This is a genomic window from Clostridium sp. AM34-11AC (genome assembly GCF_003435375.1).
GTDB lineage: Bacteria > Bacillota > Clostridia > Lachnospirales > Lachnospiraceae > Pilosibacter > Pilosibacter fragilis.
On record NZ_QWGL01000001.1, the window covers coordinates 362,084 to 381,615 of the forward strand.

18 protein-coding genes, 5 tRNA genes and 1 riboswitch are annotated in these 19,532 nt (G+C 48.8%); of the genes, 4 read left to right on the forward strand and 19 right to left on the reverse strand.

The window, feature by feature from the left end:
• Positions 1-16: 16 nt before the first annotated feature.
• From DW826_RS01645 to DW826_RS01660, 4 genes are all read right to left on the reverse strand, one after another.
• Positions 17-403, reverse strand: a complete 387-nt coding sequence (locus tag DW826_RS01645) for a hypothetical protein (protein ID WP_021904589.1) — start codon at positions 401-403, stop codon at positions 17-19.
• 145 nt (positions 404-548) lie between these two features.
• Entirely contained in the window at positions 549-857 is a 309-nt protein-coding gene (locus tag DW826_RS01650) for an AtpZ/AtpI family protein (RefSeq protein WP_117551827.1), read from the reverse strand.
• A 308-nt stretch (positions 858-1,165) separates the two neighbouring features.
• On the reverse strand, positions 1,166-1,786 hold the full coding sequence (locus DW826_RS01655) for a hypothetical protein (RefSeq protein ID WP_117551828.1): 621 nt from the start codon (positions 1,784-1,786) through the stop codon (positions 1,166-1,168).
• Between the two features lie 918 nt (positions 1,787-2,704).
• Positions 2,705-3,811, reverse strand: coding sequence for a M20/M25/M40 family metallo-hydrolase (locus DW826_RS01660; RefSeq protein WP_021904586.1), 1,107 nt, complete (start codon positions 3,809-3,811; stop codon positions 2,705-2,707).
• Between the two features lie 396 nt (positions 3,812-4,207).
• On the opposite strand from DW826_RS01660, the gene DW826_RS01665 reads away from it, so the two are divergent.
• Positions 4,208-5,752, forward strand: coding sequence for an AbgT family transporter (locus DW826_RS01665; RefSeq protein ID WP_117483495.1), 1,545 nt, complete (start codon positions 4,208-4,210; stop codon positions 5,750-5,752).
• Between the two features lie 83 nt (positions 5,753-5,835).
• Here the strand turns inward: DW826_RS01665 and DW826_RS01670 are convergent, their stop codons facing one another.
• Positions 5,836-6,462, reverse strand: a complete 627-nt coding sequence (locus DW826_RS01670) for a nuclease-related domain-containing protein (protein ID WP_117551829.1) — start codon at positions 6,460-6,462, stop codon at positions 5,836-5,838.
• Positions 6,463-6,844: 382 nt separating this feature from the next.
• Between DW826_RS01670 and DW826_RS01675 the strand changes: the two genes are divergently transcribed.
• A complete protein-coding gene (locus DW826_RS01675) occupies positions 6,845-8,383 on the forward strand; it encodes an AbgT family transporter (protein ID WP_015553046.1) in 1,539 nt (512 codons plus the stop codon).
• A 142-nt stretch (positions 8,384-8,525) separates the two neighbouring features.
• Here the strand turns inward: DW826_RS01675 and DW826_RS01680 are convergent, their stop codons facing one another.
• Positions 8,526-9,050, reverse strand: a complete 525-nt coding sequence (locus DW826_RS01680; protein WP_117551830.1) for a C-GCAxxG-C-C family protein — start codon at positions 9,048-9,050, stop codon at positions 8,526-8,528.
• Between the two features lie 148 nt (positions 9,051-9,198).
• Here DW826_RS01680 and DW826_RS01685 point away from each other — a divergent pair.
• A tRNA-Gln gene (locus DW826_RS01685) sits at positions 9,199-9,270 on the forward strand.
• Positions 9,271-9,469: 199 nt separating this feature from the next.
• On the opposite strand, the gene DW826_RS01690 is transcribed toward DW826_RS01685, so the two are convergent.
• The 11 genes from DW826_RS01690 to DW826_RS01735 form a co-directional block, all read right to left on the reverse strand.
• Positions 9,470-9,543, reverse strand: a tRNA-His gene (locus DW826_RS01690).
• 36 nt (positions 9,544-9,579) lie between these two features.
• Positions 9,580-9,653, reverse strand: a tRNA-Arg gene (locus DW826_RS01695).
• A gap of 23 nt (positions 9,654-9,676) precedes the next feature.
• A tRNA-Gly gene (locus DW826_RS01700) sits at positions 9,677-9,747 on the reverse strand.
• A gap of 91 nt (positions 9,748-9,838) precedes the next feature.
• Positions 9,839-9,913, reverse strand: a tRNA-Pro gene (locus tag DW826_RS01705).
• 282 nt (positions 9,914-10,195) lie between these two features.
• On the reverse strand, positions 10,196-10,720 hold the full coding sequence (locus DW826_RS01710; protein WP_015553044.1) for a metallophosphoesterase: 525 nt from the start codon (positions 10,718-10,720) through the stop codon (positions 10,196-10,198).
• A gap of 3 nt (positions 10,721-10,723) precedes the next feature.
• Complete coding sequence (locus DW826_RS01715; RefSeq protein WP_015553043.1) at positions 10,724-11,326, reverse strand: XTP/dITP diphosphatase; 603 nt, start codon at positions 11,324-11,326, stop codon at positions 10,724-10,726.
• A 7-nt stretch (positions 11,327-11,333) separates the two neighbouring features.
• Complete coding sequence (locus DW826_RS01720; RefSeq protein WP_117551831.1) at positions 11,334-12,857, reverse strand: lectin like domain-containing protein; 1,524 nt, start codon at positions 12,855-12,857, stop codon at positions 11,334-11,336.
• A 68-nt stretch (positions 12,858-12,925) separates the two neighbouring features.
• Positions 12,926-14,092: a class I SAM-dependent RNA methyltransferase gene (locus DW826_RS01725; RefSeq protein ID WP_117551832.1), complete on the reverse strand. Its 1,167-nt coding sequence runs from the start codon at positions 14,090-14,092 to the stop codon at positions 12,926-12,928.
• A 259-nt stretch (positions 14,093-14,351) separates the two neighbouring features.
• Complete coding sequence (locus DW826_RS01730) at positions 14,352-14,666, reverse strand: rhodanese-like domain-containing protein (protein ID WP_117551833.1); 315 nt, start codon at positions 14,664-14,666, stop codon at positions 14,352-14,354.
• A gap of 293 nt (positions 14,667-14,959) precedes the next feature.
• Positions 14,960-15,136 carry a hypothetical protein gene (locus DW826_RS18155; RefSeq protein WP_015553040.1) on the reverse strand — a complete coding sequence of 59 codons (177 nt, stop codon included), beginning with the start codon at positions 15,134-15,136 and terminating at the stop codon, positions 14,960-14,962.
• An 82-nt stretch (positions 15,137-15,218) separates the two neighbouring features.
• On the reverse strand, positions 15,219-16,577 hold the full coding sequence (locus DW826_RS01735) for an MATE family efflux transporter (RefSeq protein WP_117551834.1): 1,359 nt from the start codon (positions 16,575-16,577) through the stop codon (positions 15,219-15,221).
• Between the two features lie 513 nt (positions 16,578-17,090).
• Positions 17,091-17,188: riboswitch (THF riboswitch) on the forward strand.
• A gap of 66 nt (positions 17,189-17,254) precedes the next feature.
• Here DW826_RS01735 and DW826_RS01740 point away from each other — a divergent pair.
• On the forward strand, positions 17,255-17,839 hold the full coding sequence (locus DW826_RS01740) for a folate family ECF transporter S component (RefSeq protein ID WP_117483501.1): 585 nt from the start codon (positions 17,255-17,257) through the stop codon (positions 17,837-17,839).
• Between the two features lie 127 nt (positions 17,840-17,966).
• Here the strand turns inward: DW826_RS01740 and DW826_RS01745 are convergent, their stop codons facing one another.
• Together DW826_RS01745 and DW826_RS01750 are read right to left on the reverse strand one after the other, a co-directional pair.
• On the reverse strand, positions 17,967-18,653 hold the full coding sequence (locus tag DW826_RS01745; RefSeq protein ID WP_117551835.1) for a C40 family peptidase: 687 nt from the start codon (positions 18,651-18,653) through the stop codon (positions 17,967-17,969).
• A gap of 378 nt (positions 18,654-19,031) precedes the next feature.
• Positions 19,032-19,526 carry a DUF1700 domain-containing protein gene (locus DW826_RS01750; protein ID WP_117551836.1) on the reverse strand — a complete coding sequence of 165 codons (495 nt, stop codon included), beginning with the start codon at positions 19,524-19,526 and terminating at the stop codon, positions 19,032-19,034.
• Between the last annotated feature and the right edge of the window lie 6 nt (positions 19,527-19,532).

A 19,532-nucleotide genomic window follows, 5' to 3' on the forward strand; every position in this document is an offset into this window, starting at 1 on the left:
CCGTCAGGCCTGAAGCTCAGGCCATACGGTCGGTTCGTTTCTGAAGTACCGGATACACATAAGCTCCGGTCTTCAAGCCCAGTGCGCCGAGAACGACTGCTAAAAGGTTGATCGTCGTAAATTTCCATAAAAGGCACACCAGTATTACCGCGCACAGGCTGCGGATCAGCGAATGGATCACCATCTTTTTGCTGCTGTACGCCCCATCAGCCGATTCCACACAGAGTTCCGTGGATCTCGCGATACTGATGAGCAGTACCTCCGCCGCCGCGGCTCCGATCAGCACTCCGGCGATCACCGGAACGGTTCGGAAAAAAATAAGGCAGATGAGAAGCAAGATCATATTATGGATCAGAATCCCGATGCTCATTCCCACTACCTGTCTCTTTGTCTTATCACTCACTGCTGCTTCACCCTTTCTGCTGTCATAGCTGTCCGCTTCGAGAGACAGCCACCTGCTGTCTCATGCTTCGCTTTCGTTCAGGGAATCCCGGCTTTCGGTCCGTCCAGCCCTTCATCGCCGCCGGGTCTTTGATCGATCCGGGCGTTCACCGCCATCTTCCCGGCTTATCGGTCCCGTCTCCGGTTCCGAAACGGCTCTCCCACTGCTTTACCTGCTCTTTCTTTTCCCTGTCTTCGTCTTCTTTCTCTCTGTCTATGATATGCTTCGCCATCTTATATGCACTCAGGCCACCCGAGAGAACACCCAGGATCAGGAAGATCAGAACGGTATGAAGTCCGGTCTTTTTATCGATCCAGCTTCCGAGAAGCACACAGATAAGGACCGGTGTCACAACATTGAGTCCGAGCTGGGTGATCAGCACCAGGTTTTCAAGTCCGTTTTTTTTCTGACGCATTTTCTCCCACCTCACTTACCGCGTAACGCATACCGCCATTATACTAAATATTTGCGGATTTGTCCATTTCTACGCATCGACTTTACAGATATTTCATGAATTCTTTTGTCAATAATTTGCTATATTTGGACACAGTTGGATGATTGTCCAAAAATCGCCGAATGATTTTCCGGGTAAATCCAGATCTGATTCATATTTCTTCTATATTTATATATAGAAAAAAGAGACACAGTCACTTCCATGTCCCTTCATTTTTTCTTCAGACTTTATTTTCTTATGTAGAGGATCCATCGGTCCGCCCATGATTTTCAGTAATTCATTCCTGTGATCGCAAGTTCTCCGTCCACGGTAATGCCGAGGATGATATTCGGAACACCGTCGCCCAGAACGATTCCTGCCATAACCGGTTCAAGGGTATCAACATCCACCTTTCCGATCGCTGCCTCCATCTCATCGGAAAAGATCTCCGCCGGGTCCAGTTTCATGAAATCTTCCTTTGTATCCACCATTCCGCCGTTTGTCTTCACACAGGAGATAAACACCGGAAAATCAATATGGTCCGCAAGGCCTTCCATATCCTTATTCTTCACGATCTCGACAAGCTCCTTTGCGTAAGACTTGTAATCCGTTTTTTCAAGCTTTGCAGCCACCTCACTCTGGAGCTTCGCCAGCTCCTCACCAGAGATCTCCTCCACCTGTACACCTTCAGAGCTCTCATCTGTCTCGAACGCTCCCGGACCTTCCGCCATCTTCGGATCCACATTGGAAAGATCCGGTTTTGTCGTGTCCGCCGCTTTCGTTTCCGCATCGGCAGCTTCTGTCGTTGTCTCTGCTGCGTTTTCCTGTGTCTGTGTATGTTTTGATCCGCATGCGGTCGCCATCACCGCTGTCATGCAGAGCGCCGCCGACAGTAAAACGTGTTTCTTCATGATTAAAAGTTCCTCCTCTGATCTTATATGTGCTCCCGGATTCTTCTTTTATATGTGCTCCAGGAATCATCTGCTTTTCCGGTATCTGCCCCGCAGACATCTCCCCGGGTACTCAGGGGATTTTCCGGCATACAGCCACCTGTTATACTGCATCAGAACTATACCACGGCTCCTTTTTCATGACAATAAACAAATTCTAAAGAAATGGTTATTTTTTCGTTAGAAAATCTCCACTTATTTTATTTTCCTTTTAGAGTTTCTCCATACTTCCGTCACATTCTTCCTGTATACTTTGTATCATAAAAGATACCAATCAGCAAAAACATCACGAAGCGTTTTATAAAAACGAAAGACGAGGCGTGTAGCGCCTGATCAGGTATATATAAAAATGGGGCCGGCAGGTAAATGAAATGCGCGCACATTTATGCCGGACTCGACTAAACATAATTCTCGGATCCACAAGGATCCGGAATTGACATATATTCGATACTCATACATCCCCCTTTTTTAGTATTTGTGTGAAAAAACTCCGGTATGCCAGAACCGGAGTTTTTTCATGTCTGAAAATCAATCGACGTGTCCTCTCACCCAGCACAGGTATTTGCTACAATCTGCATCTTCACGCGAATGCGCATCTTAGGGCACGTTAGTGCCTTTTTTATCTGGTCGTTCCATCGTAATCTCCTGTTAAACTAAAAAAGAATGTGCCTTGGCACATTCTCGCGCCTCGCGCGGTCGCTTGCGACAGTCTACATCTTCGCGCGAGTGCGCATCTTTGGCACGTCAGTGCCTTTTTATGTAACAGGAAATTCCTCGGAATTTCCTGTTACATAAAAAACAGAGCAGCCCTTTTATCGGCTGCCCTGTAATCTATTTGCCTTCTTTTTATATATTCCGCAAATCTTATTCTATTATTCATTAGTGTGTCATCAGATCCAGAACAAGCTCCGCGCACTTATTGAGGTTCTCGATCTTCAGCGTCTCGCCCGTAGTATGTACCTTCGTCATACCGGTAGAGAGAACGATCGGCTTGATTCCGTGAAGGGCCATTACGTTCGCGTCGCTTCCGCCGCCGCCCTTTGCAGTCATCGGTTCGCAGCCGATGCGCTTGCAGGACTCGAACACTCTCTGTACCATCGGATCGTCGTTCGCAACATTGAAGCTTACATAGTTTGTCTTTAACTCGATCTCAAGCTTTGCGCCCATCTCGTCACAGGCATCCTGTAAACATTTCTGCATATGGGCAGCCTGCGCGTTTAATTTATCGAGGTTGCGGCTTCTCACCTCTGCCACGAACTCAGCCTTTTCCGGAACGATATTGGTTGCGTACTCAGCCTTTAAGGTACCGATATTGCAGGTCGTCTCCTCATCAATGCGGAGCAGGTTCATCTTTGCGATTCCCTTTGCCGCTACCTGAATCGCACTGATTCCCTCTTCCGGAGCAAGTCCTGCATGGGAGGAACGTCCGATGATCGTCGCGAAGATCTTGATCTGGCCAGGTCCGCAGGTTAAGATCTTTCCAACATCACCGCTGGCATCGAATACCATTGCCTCTTTGCCTTTGATCATGGACAGATCCATATTTTTAACGCCGTTCATTCCGCCCTCTTCACCGATGGTGAATAAGATCTCTGTGTTGCGGCACGGAAGATTCTGCTCTTTGATCACCTTGACAGCCTCCATGATCGCCGCGATTCCGGACTTGTCATCACCGGAAAGGATCGTAGATCCGTCTGTATGGATAATTCCGTCATCGATCAACGGTTTGATCCCGTTACCCGGAGTCACGGTATCCATGTGCGCACACATAATAGTCGGCTCACCCGGAATCGTTCCCGGAAGATATGCGCATACGTTAAATCCGTTGGATCCGAACCCCTCTCCGGCCTTATCGGTCTTTACTTCCAGACCGAGTGCCTTCAGATCCTCAACTAACTTTTCCCCCATCGCTTTCTCATTCTTTGTCTCGCTGTCGATCATCGCGTAGCCAATGAATGTGTCGAGCAGTCTCTTTTCGTTAATCATCTGCTAACCCCTCCTGTTTTTCCTGCTGCAAAGACCTCTTTTCCGGGCCCTGCATCGCAAATCTTACTCAATCATCTTAACATGGATCTGCCATCTCCGCAAGAAAATACCTCAGCTTTATCCGGTTTCCTGACCGGATCTCTCTGGATCCATTTTGTTTTTGTCTGAATTTTCTAATTTATTTGAATTGTATTAATAATATGAGCTGTAAAAACATTTGACTAAATAAAAAAAGGTGTGGACAGTTATTTACAAAAGATATATAATCGTTTTATAAAAAGTTAATATTTTTCATTCTTAGCAAAGAATTAACTTTTTACTTCATCGGCGAAATTGCTGGAAATCTTCCTGTTTTTTCAGTTATTTCGTACTTTTACTATCACAGGAGGTTTCTGTATGAGCGAAAACACCAATACTGCAACAAAGCAGACCTGGCTCGACAAGGCATTGACCGTAGTCGAAAACGTATGTAACAAACTTCCCGATCCGGTAATCCTGTTCTGCTGGCTCTTCCTTTTCACAGCGATCATCGGTACGATCGCAACCGTAGCCGGTGTAAGCCTGATCAACCCGGCATCCGGAGAGGCCGTTGTTTCCCAGAACTTCTTCTCGGCAGACGGACTTGACTGGTTCCTTAATAATATGGTAAAGAACTTTACTGGTTTCGCACCGCTTGGTCTGGTAATCACCATGACACTCGGTATCGGTCTCTGTGAGGAGTCCGGACTGATAATGTCCCTCTTAAAGGGATGTCTGAGCGATGTTCCTCCGGCTCTTATTCCGTACCTCATCGCATTCGTCGGTACGATTGGAAATATTGCTTCCGATACCGCAAACATCATCGTTCCTCCGCTTGCTGCACTCCTCTATATCGGTGCAGGAAAACATCCGGTCGTTGGTATGATCTGTGGATACGCAGGCGCGAACGCCGGCTTTACCGCAAACTTGATGGTTGCCGGTACCGACTCCCTGCTTCAGGGGCTTACAAACGATGCAATCAAGGGCTTTTTACCGGATACAACTTTCCAGGTAGATGTTACCTGTAACTGGTTCTTCATGATTGCTTCTACATTCCTCTGCTCAATCGTGATCGGTTTTGTTTGTACAAAGGTTGTAGAGCCGCGTTTCGGAAAATACGAAGGCAATACTGATGAAAAGATTGAAAAGCTGACAAGCGAAGAAAGCAAAGGACTCCGTGCCGCTGCAATCACAGCCATCGTGTATATCATTCTCCTCGTAATCGGCTTCTTTACCGGTCCGTTAGCCGCTGAGAACGGTGCCTTCGTTGGATCTCCGCTCTTAAAGGGTCTGATCCCGATCCTGTTTGTATTCTTCTCCGTTTGTGCGATCGCATATGGCTTCGCTTCCGGTAAATTCAAAAAATCCGGCGACATCAGTAAAGCAATGAACAAGCAGATGGCAGCAATGGGCTCCTACGTTTCCTTCTGTTTCTTCTGCGGACAGTTCCAGGGCTTATTCAACTGGACAAAGCTTGGTACACTCCTTGCGATCGGCGGTGCTGATCTTATTCAGTCCGCAGGCTTTACCGGAATCCCATTATTTATCTGTTTTATCCTTGTTGTAACCTGTGTAAACATTTTCATGTCCTCCGGTTCCGCAAAATGGGCGATCTTCGCACCGATCTTCGTTCCGATGTTCATGCTCCTTGGCTACCATCCGGGCTTTACACAGTTACTTTACAGACTTGGCGATTCCCCGACAAACGCAGTTACTCCGATGTCTGCGTATATCTGGATGATTCTTGCAACCGCACAGACAAAGTACATGAAGGATATAAAGATCGGTACTCTTATTTCCAACCTTCTTCCGATCGCTGTTATCCTTGAAGTGATCTGGGTGATCTTCTTCATCATCTGGTATCTTATCGGTCTTCCGATCGGACCGGGTGTTGGTTCTGCTCTTCCGGTTGGTATCATTTAAAACTTTCGGCAGTACATAACAGATTTATCAAAAAACGGGCAGCTCCATTCCGGAACTGCCCGTTTTCTTCATCTTCCGTTTCCTTATTTTGCAAGTTCTTTTATAATAGAAGAAACCTTATCGTAATCGTACTGGACTTCTTTTACGCCCGACTGTTTTTTATACCAGTTCTTTAATTCCTGATACGTTGTGGAGAAAGAACCATATCCGAGATACAGCTCCGGAGTCTGGAAGTTGTCCGCAAATACGACCATCGGCATCACCTTCAGGTTCTGAACTCCGTTTTCTTCCATCACCTTTGTGATCTCCGCCGCGCCTTTTTTCAGCTCCAGAAGCGGATTTTCAAACTCCTCTTTTCTCTTTGCGTCTTCTCGCCGCCACATTGCTCCGTCCGGAGTTCCGTATATCTTAATTCCCCAGCCGTAAGTTCTTACAAGGTAAACGCCTCTCTTATCCATAAGGACCGCGTCAAACGTCATTTTTCCTTCCGGCAGATTTAAAGTCGCGTTCTTTAAAACCTCACCGGGCTTTCCGCAGATCTTTTTCAGCCGCGCGGAGACCTTTTCTACAGCCTTTTCGTGATTCCGCTGTTTGTTCATGTGTTTCGCGATCAGCCAAAACACCATCACACCGGCCAAAATGTAGGCAAAGAACATAAAATAGTCCTGCGCCGAATGAAGTTTCCATGTCTGAAAGTTTCCACCAAACATATTATATCCTCCCAGGTATTCAATTAACCGCACATTGGCACTTGCTGCCACTGACAGTCTTTTTTGAATCCGTCAGGCAGGATTCCTTTATTATCTGTCATCACGTTTCATGCACGATACTTTATCTTAACATGAAACCACTATAAACGCAATAATCTTCTCATAATCGCCATTTCCTGATTTGTGCATTTTTACCAAATATTTATCATTCCATTTGGCGAAATCTCCGGCTTTTTTTTCAGTTTTCTAATCTAAAAATAAAAATTATAAACACTTTATAAAAAACATATAGCTTTTTCGAACCATTTATAGTATAATATCCATGCAAGCGGGATCTCGGGGGTTTAGGTCCCGTAAATTAAGTTTACAGGAGGTTTTTCAAATGAGTGAAAACACTACCGCTAAGAAAACCGGCGTGGACAAACTGATTGATGGTATCGAAAAAGTTTGTAACAAATTGCCGCCGCCAGCGATTCTGTTCTGCTGGCTCTTCCTTATCACAGCCATCATCGGCTGCATCTTCAGTGTAATGGGCGTTGCCCTTACAAACCCGGCTTCCGGAGAGGTCGTAACATCTGCGAACCTGTTCTCCAAAGACGGCGTTGACTGGATCTTAGGCAACATGGTAAAGAACTTCACAGGCTTCGCTCCGTTAGGTCTGGTTATCACCATGACACTCGGTATTGGTCTCTGTGAGGAGTCCGGAATGCTGATCTCCATGCTGAACAGTTCCTTAAAGAACGTTCCTGCAGCTATGATCCCGTACGTAATCGCATTCGTTGGTACCGTTGGTAACATCGCTTCCGATACCGCTATGGTCGTTATCCCGCCGATGGCTGCCATCGTTTACATGGGCGTAGGCAAGCACCCGGTAGTTGGTATGATGGTTGGTTACGCAGGTGCTCAGGCCGGTTTCACAGCAAACCTGATGGTTGCCGGTACTGATACTCTGTTACAGGGGCTTACAAACGATGCGATCAAGGCATTCATCCCGGATACAACATTCCAGGTTGACCCGACCTGTAACTGGTTCTTCATGATCTTCTCCACCTTCCTCTGTGCAGCAGTTATCGGATTCTGTTCCGTACATATGATCGAGCCGCGTTTCGGAAAATACGAGGGTGCCGGAGAAGCAAAACTTGAAGAAGTTACTCCGCAGCAGAAGAAAGGTCTTAATGCTGCAGCTCTTACCGCGATTATCTACATCATCATCATTGCAATCGGATTCTTCACCGGTCTTCTTTCCGGCGAGAACGGTGCGTTTATCGGATCCCCGCTCTTAAAGGGCCTGATCCCGATCCTGTTCGTTCTGTTCTGCCTCTGCGGTCTTGCATACGGCTTCACTGCAGGCACATTCAAGAACGCTGTTGATGTCAACAAGGCAATGTCAAAGCAGATGGCCGGTATGGGTTCCTACGTTCTGTTCTGCTTCTTCTGTGGACAGTTCCAGGGCTTATTCAACTGGACAAAGCTTGGTACACTCCTTGCGATCGCAGGTGCTGACGGACTCGAGGCTGCTGGCTTCACAGGCATTCCGCTCTGTGTAGCTTTCATCCTTCTCTGCTCCTTCGTCAACATCTTCGTATCCTCCGGTTCCGCGAAGTGGGCTATTTTCGCTCCGATCTTCGTTCCGATGTTCATGCTCCTCGGTTATCATCCGGGCTTCACACAGTTACTTTACAGAATTGGTGACTCCCCGTTCAACTGCTGGACACCGATGTCCGCATATATCTGGATGATCTTAAGTGTTGCTCAGACAAAGTACGTTCCGGATCTCAAGATCGGTACTCTGATCTCCAATATGATCCCGATGTCCATCGTTCTTCAGATCGCATGGATCATCGTAGTTGTTATCTGGATGATGATCGGACTTCCGTTCGGACCGGGCGTAGGCGTTGCTCTTCCGGCTGGAATCCTCTAATTCAGAGTATAGCAGCTTACAAAGCTTATTGTGTAAAATATAACGGCAGAATGACCCGTCGCTTTTGCGGCGGGTCATTTTTTGTTGCCATAATGATACCTCAGAGATGAGTTCTTTTCTTCTCAAGATCGGAAATTCAATTCTATTTCTGTAGTTCTTCCAAGTGTCTCTCCAGAATATCCGCTGCACAGGCTGCAAGCTCTGCACATGGGCGCTTTTTATAGTAGCTCTCCGTTCTCGCCTCCGGAACCGGAGTTGTATCCGAATTGATCCCCGATAAAAGTTCCCTGCAGATATAGCTGCCGTTCTCGTCTTTAAACGTCGTTACAAGCTTCTGAATCCTTTTATAGTGATCCCGCTTCTCCGCCGCCGCTTTCGGGTCTGTATAGCCTTCCAGAGCCCCACAGACCAGTGCCATTCCGCTGACACAGCCACATACCTCCCGAAGTCTTCCGAGGCCGCCGCCAAACGAGGACGCCAGGCCTGCCGCCATCTCTCTGCTGATTCCGCGCGTCTCCAGTTCATCCGCAAACGCCAGTGTCACCGCCTGAGAGCAGTTGTAACCTTCCCGGAACAATTCTCTCGCCAGCTCACCTCTCGATTTTAAACAGACTGATCCGTTTTTTTCTGTGTTTTCCACAACCTTTGCTGTTTTTTCCTCTGTCATTGCTATATTCCTTTCCTGTCAAACCATAGTTACAGTTCTGCCATGCGCTTTCTCATCCAGATCAGCATATGGCAAACCAGATGGCAAGTTGCCAATCCTCTGCTTGTTTTTTTTTCAGTCTTATGATAGAATACTAATGTTATGGCAATGGGCCATCGCCAAGCGGTAAGGCACAGGACTTTGACTCCTGCACTCGAGGGTTCGAATCCCGCTGGCCCAGCGGAAAAAGGCTGAATTTCTATTATGGAAATTCAGCTTTCTTCATTTTCGTTGAGTTCATTTTCTATTTCCTGAATCATCTTCAGAATGCTTTCCCGACAATGTTCCACCGCATCCGCGCACACGTCCAGATCTTCCTTCAAATCTAACCTTTCATAAAATACAAAAAAGCCCCGGGAACTGCTTCCCAGGGAAATACAGGTGGATACAGGGATTCGAACCCTGGGCCTCCAGAGCCACAATCTGGCGCGCTAACCAGCTGCGCTATACCCACCATAATATAAAATTCGAAATCACACTTGATTTCAAATGAGCCTGAAGGGATTCGAACCCCCGACCCACGGCTTAGAAGGCCGTTGCTCTATCCAACTGAGCTACAGACTCATTATGCTTTTTCGCAAAAGCAAAGCGGGTGATGGGAATCGAACCCACGTATCCAGCTTGGAAGGCTGGTGTTCTACCATTGAACTACACCCGCAGGAAAATTTTTCTTTTTTTCGCTGACCAGTAGATTATATCTCATATCCACTCATTTGTCAACAAGTTTTTTATCTTTTTTTCGATAAAAATCGGGGTGACAGGATTCGAACCTGCGACTTCCTGGTCCCAAACCAGGCGCTCTAGCCAAGCTGAGCCACACCCCGGGGATTTCGCAAAGCATTTAAAAACAAAAGTTCACTAAATGCGTTTAAAATTATACCGTAGATAGGTTGGATTGTCAACCACTTTTTTTATTTATTCGAGGCTTTATTCGAGGCTGAATCCTCCACTATCTCTGTTCCGGCGGCATTTCTTCTACAATTGGCTGCATACGCACTTTCTGCGCAGGCAGCTATCTGATTTCATACAAAAAGCAGTTCCGAATTTATTCTTCGAAAACTGCTTTCTGATTTTATCTGTTTTGTGCCAATTATTTCCGGTCCCGCCTAGTAAAGTCCCGACGGAATATCCCTGTCCTGATCCACATAACAGACCGTATAATGTGCCTCACCGTTCCGATCAAGCTCCATCAGCATGTAGGACGGCTTTCTTCCGTCCTGTCTCGGATAGGAGAGACTTCCCGGGTTCAATACAACAAGCCCGTCCTCACAGTACTCCAGATGCGGCTTGTGGGTATGTCCGAACATGACGATATCGGCTTTTCTGGCTCTCGCCTCTTCCTTGATCGTCTCCAGCTCGAAAGATACGCCGTACATATGGCCATGGGTCAGAAATGCCCGGTATTTTCCGATCGAGATCTCCTTCTCCCTGTCTGTCTGGGAGAAGAAGTCATTATTTCCGCGCACCACGCGGATCACGCAGTTATCATTATTTACCCATTCCTTAAAATATGCCTCGCTGCCCTCGGTATCGCCCAGGTGGATCAGCATATCGAACGGGGACTGTTTCTCAATAATTTCCCTGAGATTTCCATCTCTTCTGTGGGTATCGCTCACGATCAGAATTTTCATACTTTATTCTCCGATCTCTTCTGCAAGACGTTTCTTCATCGCCCGAAGCGCTTTTCCGCGGTGACTGATGGCATTCTTCTCATCCATGGTGATCTCCGCCGATGTCTTTCCGTACTCCGGCAGCATCAGGATCGGGTCATAGCCGAATCCGCCTGCGCCAGCCGGTTCATGGGCGATCACACCCTCCATGGTTCCCTCCGCTGTCAGGGTTCTTCCATCCGGGAGAACTGCCGCGATCACGCAGACGAAACGCGCCGTGCGCTTTTTCTCCGGAACACCATCAAGGCGGTGGATCAGGTTCCAGTTTTTAATTTCATAGGAAGTCTTCTCTCCCATGTAGCGCGCGGAGTAAACGCCCGGCTCCCCGTTCAACGCATCGATCACAAGACCGGAGTCATCTGCCAGAACGATCCCGCCTGTCTTCTCCCACACGGCTTTTGCCTTAATTAACGCATTTGCCGCGAATGTATCTCCATCCTCAACAATATCAATATCCACACCGGCTTCCTTCATGGACAGGATCTCCGCCCCGAGGTCTTTTAAAATCTCGCGGATCTCCCGCATTTTTCCGGCATTTGATGTTGCAAAAACAATTTTATGTTCCATGTATCTCTCACTTTCCAATTTTCCGGCTGTAGGCCTTCAGGCACACGTTGCATCTCTTGGATGTCTCCGTCCGTTCCCACAAAGAGCCGTCGAAACTAATATACCCCTCGCCGTCGCCTATGTCAATATTTCCGGTCCGTCCGCCCCCAGCATACTCCACCGCCACCGGCTGCGTCGTCCCAGGCGTGCGGATCCTTACCGCCACAACGAACATTTCGCCTGCATCCAGTTCCTGGGACTTTGCCAGGTTCACTGTATAAAATCCCGTATCCGGCAGTGTCCCGGATGCCAGGACTTTTCCACTGTCCGTCTGGAATTTCACATTATTTTCCACATGTTCACGGAAGCTGTCCCCGTCAAACACATACACTTCATACTCCGTGTCCGGTGCCGTAGCGTAGAAGCCCACCGCCTCCAGCGTCTCGTCTGACTCCGCTGTATACGCGTTCGCCATCCAGGCCTCCGGCTCGCCGAATCCCATCTGCCCGGTCCAGCCGCAGAGGTCGCTCTGGTAATTCCTGTCGAAATTGTCCGCCGGTCCGATGCCGCAGTAGGAGATTCCGCTCTCCGCGATCCAGCTGTCCTCGTAGGACACATGGAAAAAGCCGCCGTCTCCGAAGTTCTCTCCCCAGCTGTTCACGCAGAGGAACGCTCCGTCCGATTCCGGGTTCGATGCAAATTTTTCTTTCGGATAGTTGTCATCCCATCCGATGATCACCGCGTCATGGTTCGGTTCTTCGCTGCCTTTGTAGCAGACATCCTCATCACTCACCCGGTTTTCTGACGGGAGGTAGAGGGACGTCTGGACACCGCCATATAAATACACCGCCCGTTTTACCGCGTCGTAATTCCGTTCCGGCAGGATCCGGATCTCCTGGACGTGGCAGACAGGTGCAAGGCCGTCCGGCGAAGTGCTGTCCCCATAGGGATCATCCTCCTCGGAGACAGGTCCCTGCCAGGCTAAAAGATACGCCATCGCCATACTGTAATCGCCGCCGGAATTCTGACTGATCCCAAAACTGTTGTGGATCGACATGTGGTCCGCCGAGAGCGGCACCGCCATGGACTCCGGCATAGAGGTCTCCACCGCCTTTAACGCCGCGAACGCCCAGCATGTGCCAAGATCTCCCTGGTCGGAGACGGAGACGGTCCGATGCTCACGGATGTCATAGGATGAGGGGAGTTCTATGGCTTCCGGATCCGAATTTCCGCTGCCGGAAGCCTCCGTTCCTGCATCTGTATTCTTCTGGTCAGGATCAGCTCCCGCTTCATCTGTTTCTGCCAGATCCACGCCGCCATCTGTCAGCGTTTCCTTACCCCCGTCCGTGCTTTCCACACGCTCCGCAATATCCTGGTCAGATTCTTTCTCTCCGCCTTCCTGTTTCGGATCCAGCACAAAGGCGATCTCTGTGGTTACCAGATCCAGGATCTCTGTCCTCGCTGTAAAGACAGCCCCGGCTGCCAGCACCGCGATCCCGCAGATCCACAGACCGTCTCTGTTTCTGCGCCCTTTTCTTCTTCGACTTCTCATATCCGCTTACCTGCGTTTCTGCCTGCAATCGGCTTTTTTGTCATCTCTATGTGTCTGCTGCCGGTCTGTTATCTCTCTTCTCTTCTGTCCTCACGCTTTCTCGGCGGTTTCGGTCCTAAGAACTGGTAGAAGTAGGTCTTCATCATACCATTGTAGATCTTCCGATTCTTATCCGCCTTGCGACCGAAATACCGCTCGGTGTCTTCGTAAGCCGTAATGATATAGGCAGACCAGGAATCCAGCGCCGCGAAGCGCTCGCCGATGGTCTTATATAACTCCGGCAGGTTCTTTTTATCTTCAATTCGCTCACCGTACGGCGGGTTCGTGATCAGGAAGCCGTACTTTTTCGGGTGGCTCAGGTCGCTGACGGATCTCTGCTGGAAATGGATCAGCTCATCCACTCCTGCTGCCTTCGCGTTCGCTCTCGCCGCACGGACGATATCACCGTCGATATCATATCCTTGAATATCCGTCTGGACGGAGAGGTCCACGAGATCGTTCGCCTCGTCCATGGCGTCATACCAGCATTTTCTGGGGATCAGGTGCTTCCAGTCCTCGGACAGGAACTCACGATTCATTCCCGGTGCCATATTTGCCGCGATCATCGCCGCCTCGATGGGGAAGGTGCCGCTTCCGCAGAACGGGTCCACGAGAATCCGGTCGCTCTTCCACGGGGTCAGCATGATGAGAGCCGCCGCCAGCGTCTCCGTGATCGGTGCTTTACTCGTCAGTGTGCGGTAGCCGCGCTTATGCAGGGACTCGCCGGTGGTGTCGAGAGCCACTGTCACCGTGTCCTTGTGAAGGAAAACGCGGAGCGGGAAGCTCGCGCCGTTTTCCGGGAACCACTCAATCCCGTACGCCTTTTTCATCCGCTCCACCATGGCTTTTTTCATGATGGACTGGATGTCAGACGGGCTGAAAAGCTTGCTCTTGATGGAGGACGCCTTTGCGACCCAGAATTTCGCGTCCTTCGGGAGATATTCCTCCCACGGGATCGCGCGGGTTCCCTGGAACAGGTCCTCGAAGGTCTCCGCGTGGAAGCTGCCGACTTTTAAGAGCACGCGCTCTGTCGTTCTGAGGAAAATATTGGCGCGGCAGATCGCCTCCGCATCGCCGATAAACGTCACACGGCCATCCTCCACCTGGCTGACCTCATATCCGAGATCCAGGATCTCCTTTTTCATGACTGCCTCCAGGCCGAAATGGCATGGGACGATTAATTCAAATGTATTCAATCTGATTTTCTCCGTTCTGATGTGTCATGTAACTGCCTGGTATCTTAGCAGTTACTGTATTTTCATAGTTTCACGCCATCCATGACTTACGCCAAATGGTCATATTCCATTTAATTTTAAGGGTTTGCAGCGTCCATGTCAATCCCTGCCGAACCTCAAAACAGACCTACATTCCGCATTTTTTCCGAACTGCTTATACAATAAGCCTGGCTCCCGGATGCAGCTTATCACTGATAACCGCGTTCGGTGCAAGAATGTGCTACTCTTTACACGTCACATAATATTTTCCTCTATAATAATAAAGGCCTCCAAGCACATTCACCGTGTCATACCCGCGCCCCGCAAGTTCTCTCGCTGCCAGAAGGCTCTGACCCCCGTAGGCGCAATAGATAACCACAGGGCGGTCTTTCGGAATCTCCGCCTCCACTTCATCCAGCCGCTCATAAGGCAGGTTCACAGCCCCCAGGAGATGTCCTGCCTCATATTCCCTCTGCTCCCGCACATCCAACAAGGTGAATGTCCGCTCCCCGTCCAGAAGATACTCCAACTGCTGCACCGAAATCGTCCGAAACATATACCTTCTCCTGAAACATATCCTTAATGTAAGGTATGCCGGGCGGTCCGGACAGGTTCTATGTACACTATTACACACAAAAAATGTGCCTTGGCACATTCTCGCACCTCGCGCGGTCGCTTGCGACAATCTGCATCCTCGCGCGAGTGCGCATCTTTGGCGTGTTAGTGCCTTTTTATGTAACAGGGATTTCCCAGGAATTCCCTGTTACATAAAAACAGCGGCAGGTTCTGCTCCTGCCGCCGCTTTCATCATATTCTGCGAATGTGTGCTGTCTTCACATCCACATCTTTTTATCTCTTGCAGTTTCTGCCATTATCCATAGAGTCCCTGGAACTGTTTCTTGTGCGATTCTGGCTGCTGTTTTCAGAACGGTTCTGGCTGTTTCTGCTCTGATTCTTTGTCTTATCGTAGGTCTCAGACTCGCTGCTCTTCATGTTGTCGTCCATATCATAGCTGTTTCTTGCCATTTTTTCGTACCTCCTAGAGTGGTTTTCAAGCCGCGGACATTTTCCGCCGCTGCATCCTCTAGTATGGTCCGTTCCCGAACGATTATGCAGCTTCCCCGAAAAGAACTTTTAATTTTTTCATACAGTGGAAGAACGCCGGGATCAGGAAAGCATCCGCGAAGATCCACGCTAACGGGCTTGCAAAGCATGCCGGAAGGAAGCCGAATACCGGAACGAGGCAGAAGCCCACGAGAGATCGCGCCGCCATCTCGCAGACACCCGCGAGGATCGCGAATGTGGAGAATCCCATTCCCTGGATCGTAAAACGCACCACATTCACAAAGGTAAGCGGTATGTAGAACATGCTGTTTCCGATAAGGAACATCGCCACGCGCCCGATGATCTCCGTCTGGTTCGCGTCCATGAAGAGCAGCGCGATATACTTTCCACCGAAGAACAGGATCACAAATGCGATCACGGAGTAAATGATTCCGATCAGACTCGCCGCCTTCAGTCCCTCTTTCACGCGGTCCAGCTTCTTCGCTCCCACGTTCTGTCCCGCGTAGGTCGCCATGGTTCCACCCAGAGCATCAAACGGACAGCAGAAGAACATGCTGACCTTGCTTCCCGTAGAAACGGCCGCAACCGCCATAGAACCCAGAGAATTTACCGCAGTCTGGAGCACAACGCTGCCGATGGCCGTGATGGAATACTGAAGTCCCATAGGAATCCCCATGCCGCAGAGTGTGCCGAGCATGCGTCCGTCCGGCTTCCACTCTCCGTCTTTCATATGAAGGATCGGATAGTGCCGGATCATGTAGATCAGACAGAGCACTGCCGAAATTCCCTGCGAGATTACCGTAGCCAGAGCCGGTCCGCCCACACCCATGCCAAGGACCAGGATCGTAAAAAAGTCGAGACCGATGTTCATGAGGGAGGACAGGAGCAGGAAGTAGACCGGTGTCTTGCTGTCTCCCAGACTTCGGATGATGCCCGCCAGCATATTATAGAGGTATGTGACCGGGATTCCAAGGAAGATCACAAAAATGTAATCATAGGCGCCCTGGATAATGTCCTCCGGCGTGTTCATCCACTGCAAAATGTTCATGCAGAGCAGTCCGACGATCGTCGTCATGACCACCGCAAACACCGCTGAGAGCCATCCGGCGTTCGCCACGAACTTCCTCATTCCCGTATAATCACCCGCGCCGAACTTCTGCGCCACCGGGATCGCAAATCCGCTGCAGGCACCGGTACAGAAACCGATGATCATAAAGTTGATGGAACCCGTCGAACCAACTGCCGCCAGGGACGATACCCCCAGGCATTTTCCGACAATGATCGTGTCTACCATGTTATAAAACTGCTGAAAAAGAAATCCCAGCAGCATCGGAACCGCAAAGCTTAAGATCAGCTTCATTGGCGATCCGACTGTCAGATCCTTTACCTCACTTTTCTGCATATGTAACTCTCCTGTGTCATTTTACTCGGTTTGTAACTATTCAGTACCTTCATAGTTACGCGCAAAAATCCATTCCAGATCAGCTGCGCTGATGGGATTTTTGCCTTCCAGCCTATGTTTTCTTACGGTCAGCGCAGCAAGTGCGCAGACCTACTGAACAGTTACCTCGGTTTTTATATTCTATAAATCATGGTTCCGGTTGAATCTTCCTGACTCTCTGCCATACGTTTCCCATGGTCTACATGTTTCAAACGAACTTGCTGTATTATAAATCAGTGTTTTCAAAAAGTATATATATCAAAATACCGAAATTACGGAAATTTTTTCCACATTCTTTCGTCAAAAAAGCATTTCGGCCGTATAGTTTCGTCCCGCCTGCGTTTTCCGGGTACATGTTCCGTCTGATTTTCGCCTTTCTTCCGTTTTTTCCTTATTTCACCCTTTACATTCCGCACCATTCATGATACTGTAATTGCATCAGAGGCGCTGACCGCCCTGAAAATCAAACAAACATGCAGAGTAGACGTGTGCGCGTCAAGTGCCCGCCAGACAGGGAGTTGCTGGCAGGACGAAGGGAATTTCCCGCGGTGCACATATCGCATCCCGCTGCATCAGAAGATAGCTCCGTATATTATCTCCTGTTGTGGTCCGAGAATCTGCAAAGGAGGTATTTTTTTATGCAAAAAAGCTCGAACGACCTCTTTTCCAGGATCTTTGAATCATCCCGTGAATTCAAGAAGGTCACCACTATCACTACCTGCGCCATGTTCGGCGCGCTGTCCGTTGTACTTGGATACTACTCCTTTAAAATCACACCAAACTTAAAGATCGGCTTCGGTTCCATCCCAAATATGCTGGTGGATTATCTGTTCGGCCCGGTCGTCGGCGGATTATTCGGCGGCGCTATGGATGTGATCAAGTTTATGTTAAAGCCGGACGGCGGATTTATGCCGGGCTTTACGTTCAACGCGATGCTTGCGGCGTTTATCTACGGCCTGTTCTTCTATAAAAAGAACCTTTCCCTGCCGCGGATCCTCACGGCAAAGCTCGTGGTGATCGTTCTCTGCAACATCGTCCTCGGCACTTACTGGTTGACGCTCTTAAACGGAAAGGGATTTTTAGCAATTCTGCCAGCCCGCGCCATCAAGAACCTGATCCAGTGGCCGGTGGACTCCCTGATCTTCTTCCTCGTGGCGAAAACCTTGGAACAGGCAGGAGTGTTTAAGCTTATTCTTCATGCTGGGAACCGTCAGAGAAGATAGTATAAATCTGCTGCTGACGACCTCTTTCGAATGTATCGCAGTAAAAAAATGCTCTCTGCAGCAATCCTAACGATCTGCTGTAAAGAGCACTTTTTTAATCCCTTTTATCCTTTATCCAATTTTCAGGTTAATCGCCAAGTACATTTACGATTCTCACCGGTGTGCGGTAGTTCCATCTGGAAACCTTGATTCCGGTTCTCTCTGTGGAGGCATGTACGATCTGTCCGTTTCCGATGTAGAGAGCAACATGGTTGATCCTCTTTCCGGATCCGTAGCAGATAATATCGCCCGGGCGCATCTCGGAGCTGCTTACCTGGCGGCCCATACGAGACTGTCCGCCGGAAGAATGCGGAAGTTCCACTTCTGCTGCGTGACGCATTACATAGGAGGTAAATCCAGAACAGTCAACACCAGTATTCGGGTTTGTTCCGCCGTATTTGTAGCGGTTTCCTACGAACTGGAGCGCATATGTAACAATTTCGGAACGGAGATCATTCTCAACTTCGATAGCTGCCTCAAGTTCTGCCTCGTCGGCTTCTGACTCAGCCGCTTCCTCCTCATCGGAGTCTGCCTCATCAGCATTTGCTTCTTCTTTATCTGTCGTCTCTTCAGAACTCTCTGTTTCTTCTGTCGCTGTCTGCTTGTCCTCTTCCAACGGGTTTCCGTTTTCATCGAAGTGGATGATTCTTACGACCATCTTGTCCTCTTTTACAGATGCCGTTGTCTCGTCCGCGAAGGAAACGATCGGAAGGGCTGCTGTTAAGGCCATACATAAGCAGGTGATTTTTAAAGTTCTGAAAAGTTTATTTGTCATTGAAATCCTCTTATTATTAAACTTTAATGGTTTGTAATGTTTGTTACAAATATATTACGTTTTGTTACAAACAAATTATATTTCCTAAGGCTCCTTTTGTCAATAAAAACAAAGGAATTCATAAACTCTTAATAATTTAGGCAAAAACCGCCAACAATGTGGCAAAAATGCGGCGTTCCATACTGAGAGCGCCGCACATGTTTACATAACTTATTTCAATTGTAACATCCTGTAATCTGTTGATTTTTTCAGTAAAATCAGGGTTTTTCGGACATTTTCGTCTTTAAATCCATGAACTGATCCGCCATTTTCTGTGTCCGTATCTGCAGCTCACATTCACGGTCGCCTGTTCATTTCTTCCTATTAACATCTGTTTTATTACCTGCCCCGGAAGTTCTTAACAAGCCAATAAATAATAAGGCACATTAAGATAGGTCCGGAGAACCGGATCAGCAGGTAAAACACGCTGCCCATAATGCTGAACACAACAGAGATCACAAGGAACAAGAGCACAACAAGGGCTAATTTCCAGTACCACTTATTCAGATCGAAATAATGGATATTCGGCGTGGAGCCGTTCTGATAACTTTCCTGGCTGTAAGTGCTTCTTCTGTCATCGCCCCGCGGGGACGCGTCCTCAAAACTTCCATAACCGTCTCCAGTCTCTCCCGCCGCCTCAGCGGAATCGATGATCGTTCGGGCCACGATATTCGGCTCGCCGATCTCCTCAATAATTTCATCCATGGTACGGCCTTTTCCCAACTCCTGGGAAAGATAATCCGCGTAATAATTCAGGTTGTCGCGGATGACCGACGCCGGGACCTCACCCGAGAGTGCTTCCTCCAGGCGTCTTAAAAATTCGTCCTTGTTCATGTAATT

What these genes read in the sequence shown, in the direction of transcription:
- DW826_RS01715 (WP_015553043.1), bottom strand. Translation starts at nt 11,326, where the DNA reads ATGGAACATAAAATTGTTTTTGCAACATCAAATGCCGGAAAAATGCGG.
- DW826_RS01730 (WP_117551833.1), bottom strand. Translation starts at nt 14,666, where the DNA reads ATGTTTCGGACGATTTCGGTGCAGCAGTTGGAGTATCTTCTGGACGGG.
- DW826_RS01655 (WP_117551828.1), bottom strand. Translation starts at nt 1,786, where the DNA reads ATGAAGAAACACGTTTTACTGTCGGCGGCGCTCTGCATGACAGCGGTG.
- DW826_RS01710 (WP_015553044.1), bottom strand. Translation starts at nt 10,720, where the DNA reads ATGAAAATTCTGATCGTGAGCGATACCCACAGAAGAGATGGAAATCTC.
- DW826_RS01665 (WP_117483495.1), top strand. Translation starts at nt 4,208, where the DNA reads ATGAGCGAAAACACCAATACTGCAACAAAGCAGACCTGGCTCGACAAG.
- DW826_RS18155 (WP_015553040.1), bottom strand. Translation starts at nt 15,136, where the DNA reads ATGGCAAGAAACAGCTATGATATGGACGACAACATGAAGAGCAGCGAG.
- DW826_RS01675 (WP_015553046.1), top strand. Translation starts at nt 6,845, where the DNA reads ATGAGTGAAAACACTACCGCTAAGAAAACCGGCGTGGACAAACTGATT.
- DW826_RS01745 (WP_117551835.1), bottom strand. Translation starts at nt 18,653, where the DNA reads ATGACAAATAAACTTTTCAGAACTTTAAAAATCACCTGCTTATGTATG.
- DW826_RS01650 (WP_117551827.1), bottom strand. Translation starts at nt 857, where the DNA reads ATGCGTCAGAAAAAAAACGGACTTGAAAACCTGGTGCTGATCACCCAG.
- DW826_RS01720 (WP_117551831.1), bottom strand. Translation starts at nt 12,857, where the DNA reads ATGAGAAGTCGAAGAAGAAAAGGGCGCAGAAACAGAGACGGTCTGTGG.
- DW826_RS01670 (WP_117551829.1), bottom strand. Translation starts at nt 6,462, where the DNA reads ATGTTTGGTGGAAACTTTCAGACATGGAAACTTCATTCGGCGCAGGAC.
- DW826_RS01750 (WP_117551836.1), bottom strand. Translation starts at nt 19,526, where the DNA reads ATGAACAAGGACGAATTTTTAAGACGCCTGGAGGAAGCACTCTCGGGT.
- DW826_RS01735 (WP_117551834.1), bottom strand. Translation starts at nt 16,577, where the DNA reads ATGCAGAAAAGTGAGGTAAAGGATCTGACAGTCGGATCGCCAATGAAG.
- DW826_RS01740 (WP_117483501.1), top strand. Translation starts at nt 17,255, where the DNA reads ATGCAAAAAAGCTCGAACGACCTCTTTTCCAGGATCTTTGAATCATCC.
- DW826_RS01660 (WP_021904586.1), bottom strand. Translation starts at nt 3,811, where the DNA reads ATGATTAACGAAAAGAGACTGCTCGACACATTCATTGGCTACGCGATG.
- DW826_RS01680 (WP_117551830.1), bottom strand. Translation starts at nt 9,050, where the DNA reads ATGACAGAGGAAAAAACAGCAAAGGTTGTGGAAAACACAGAAAAAAAC.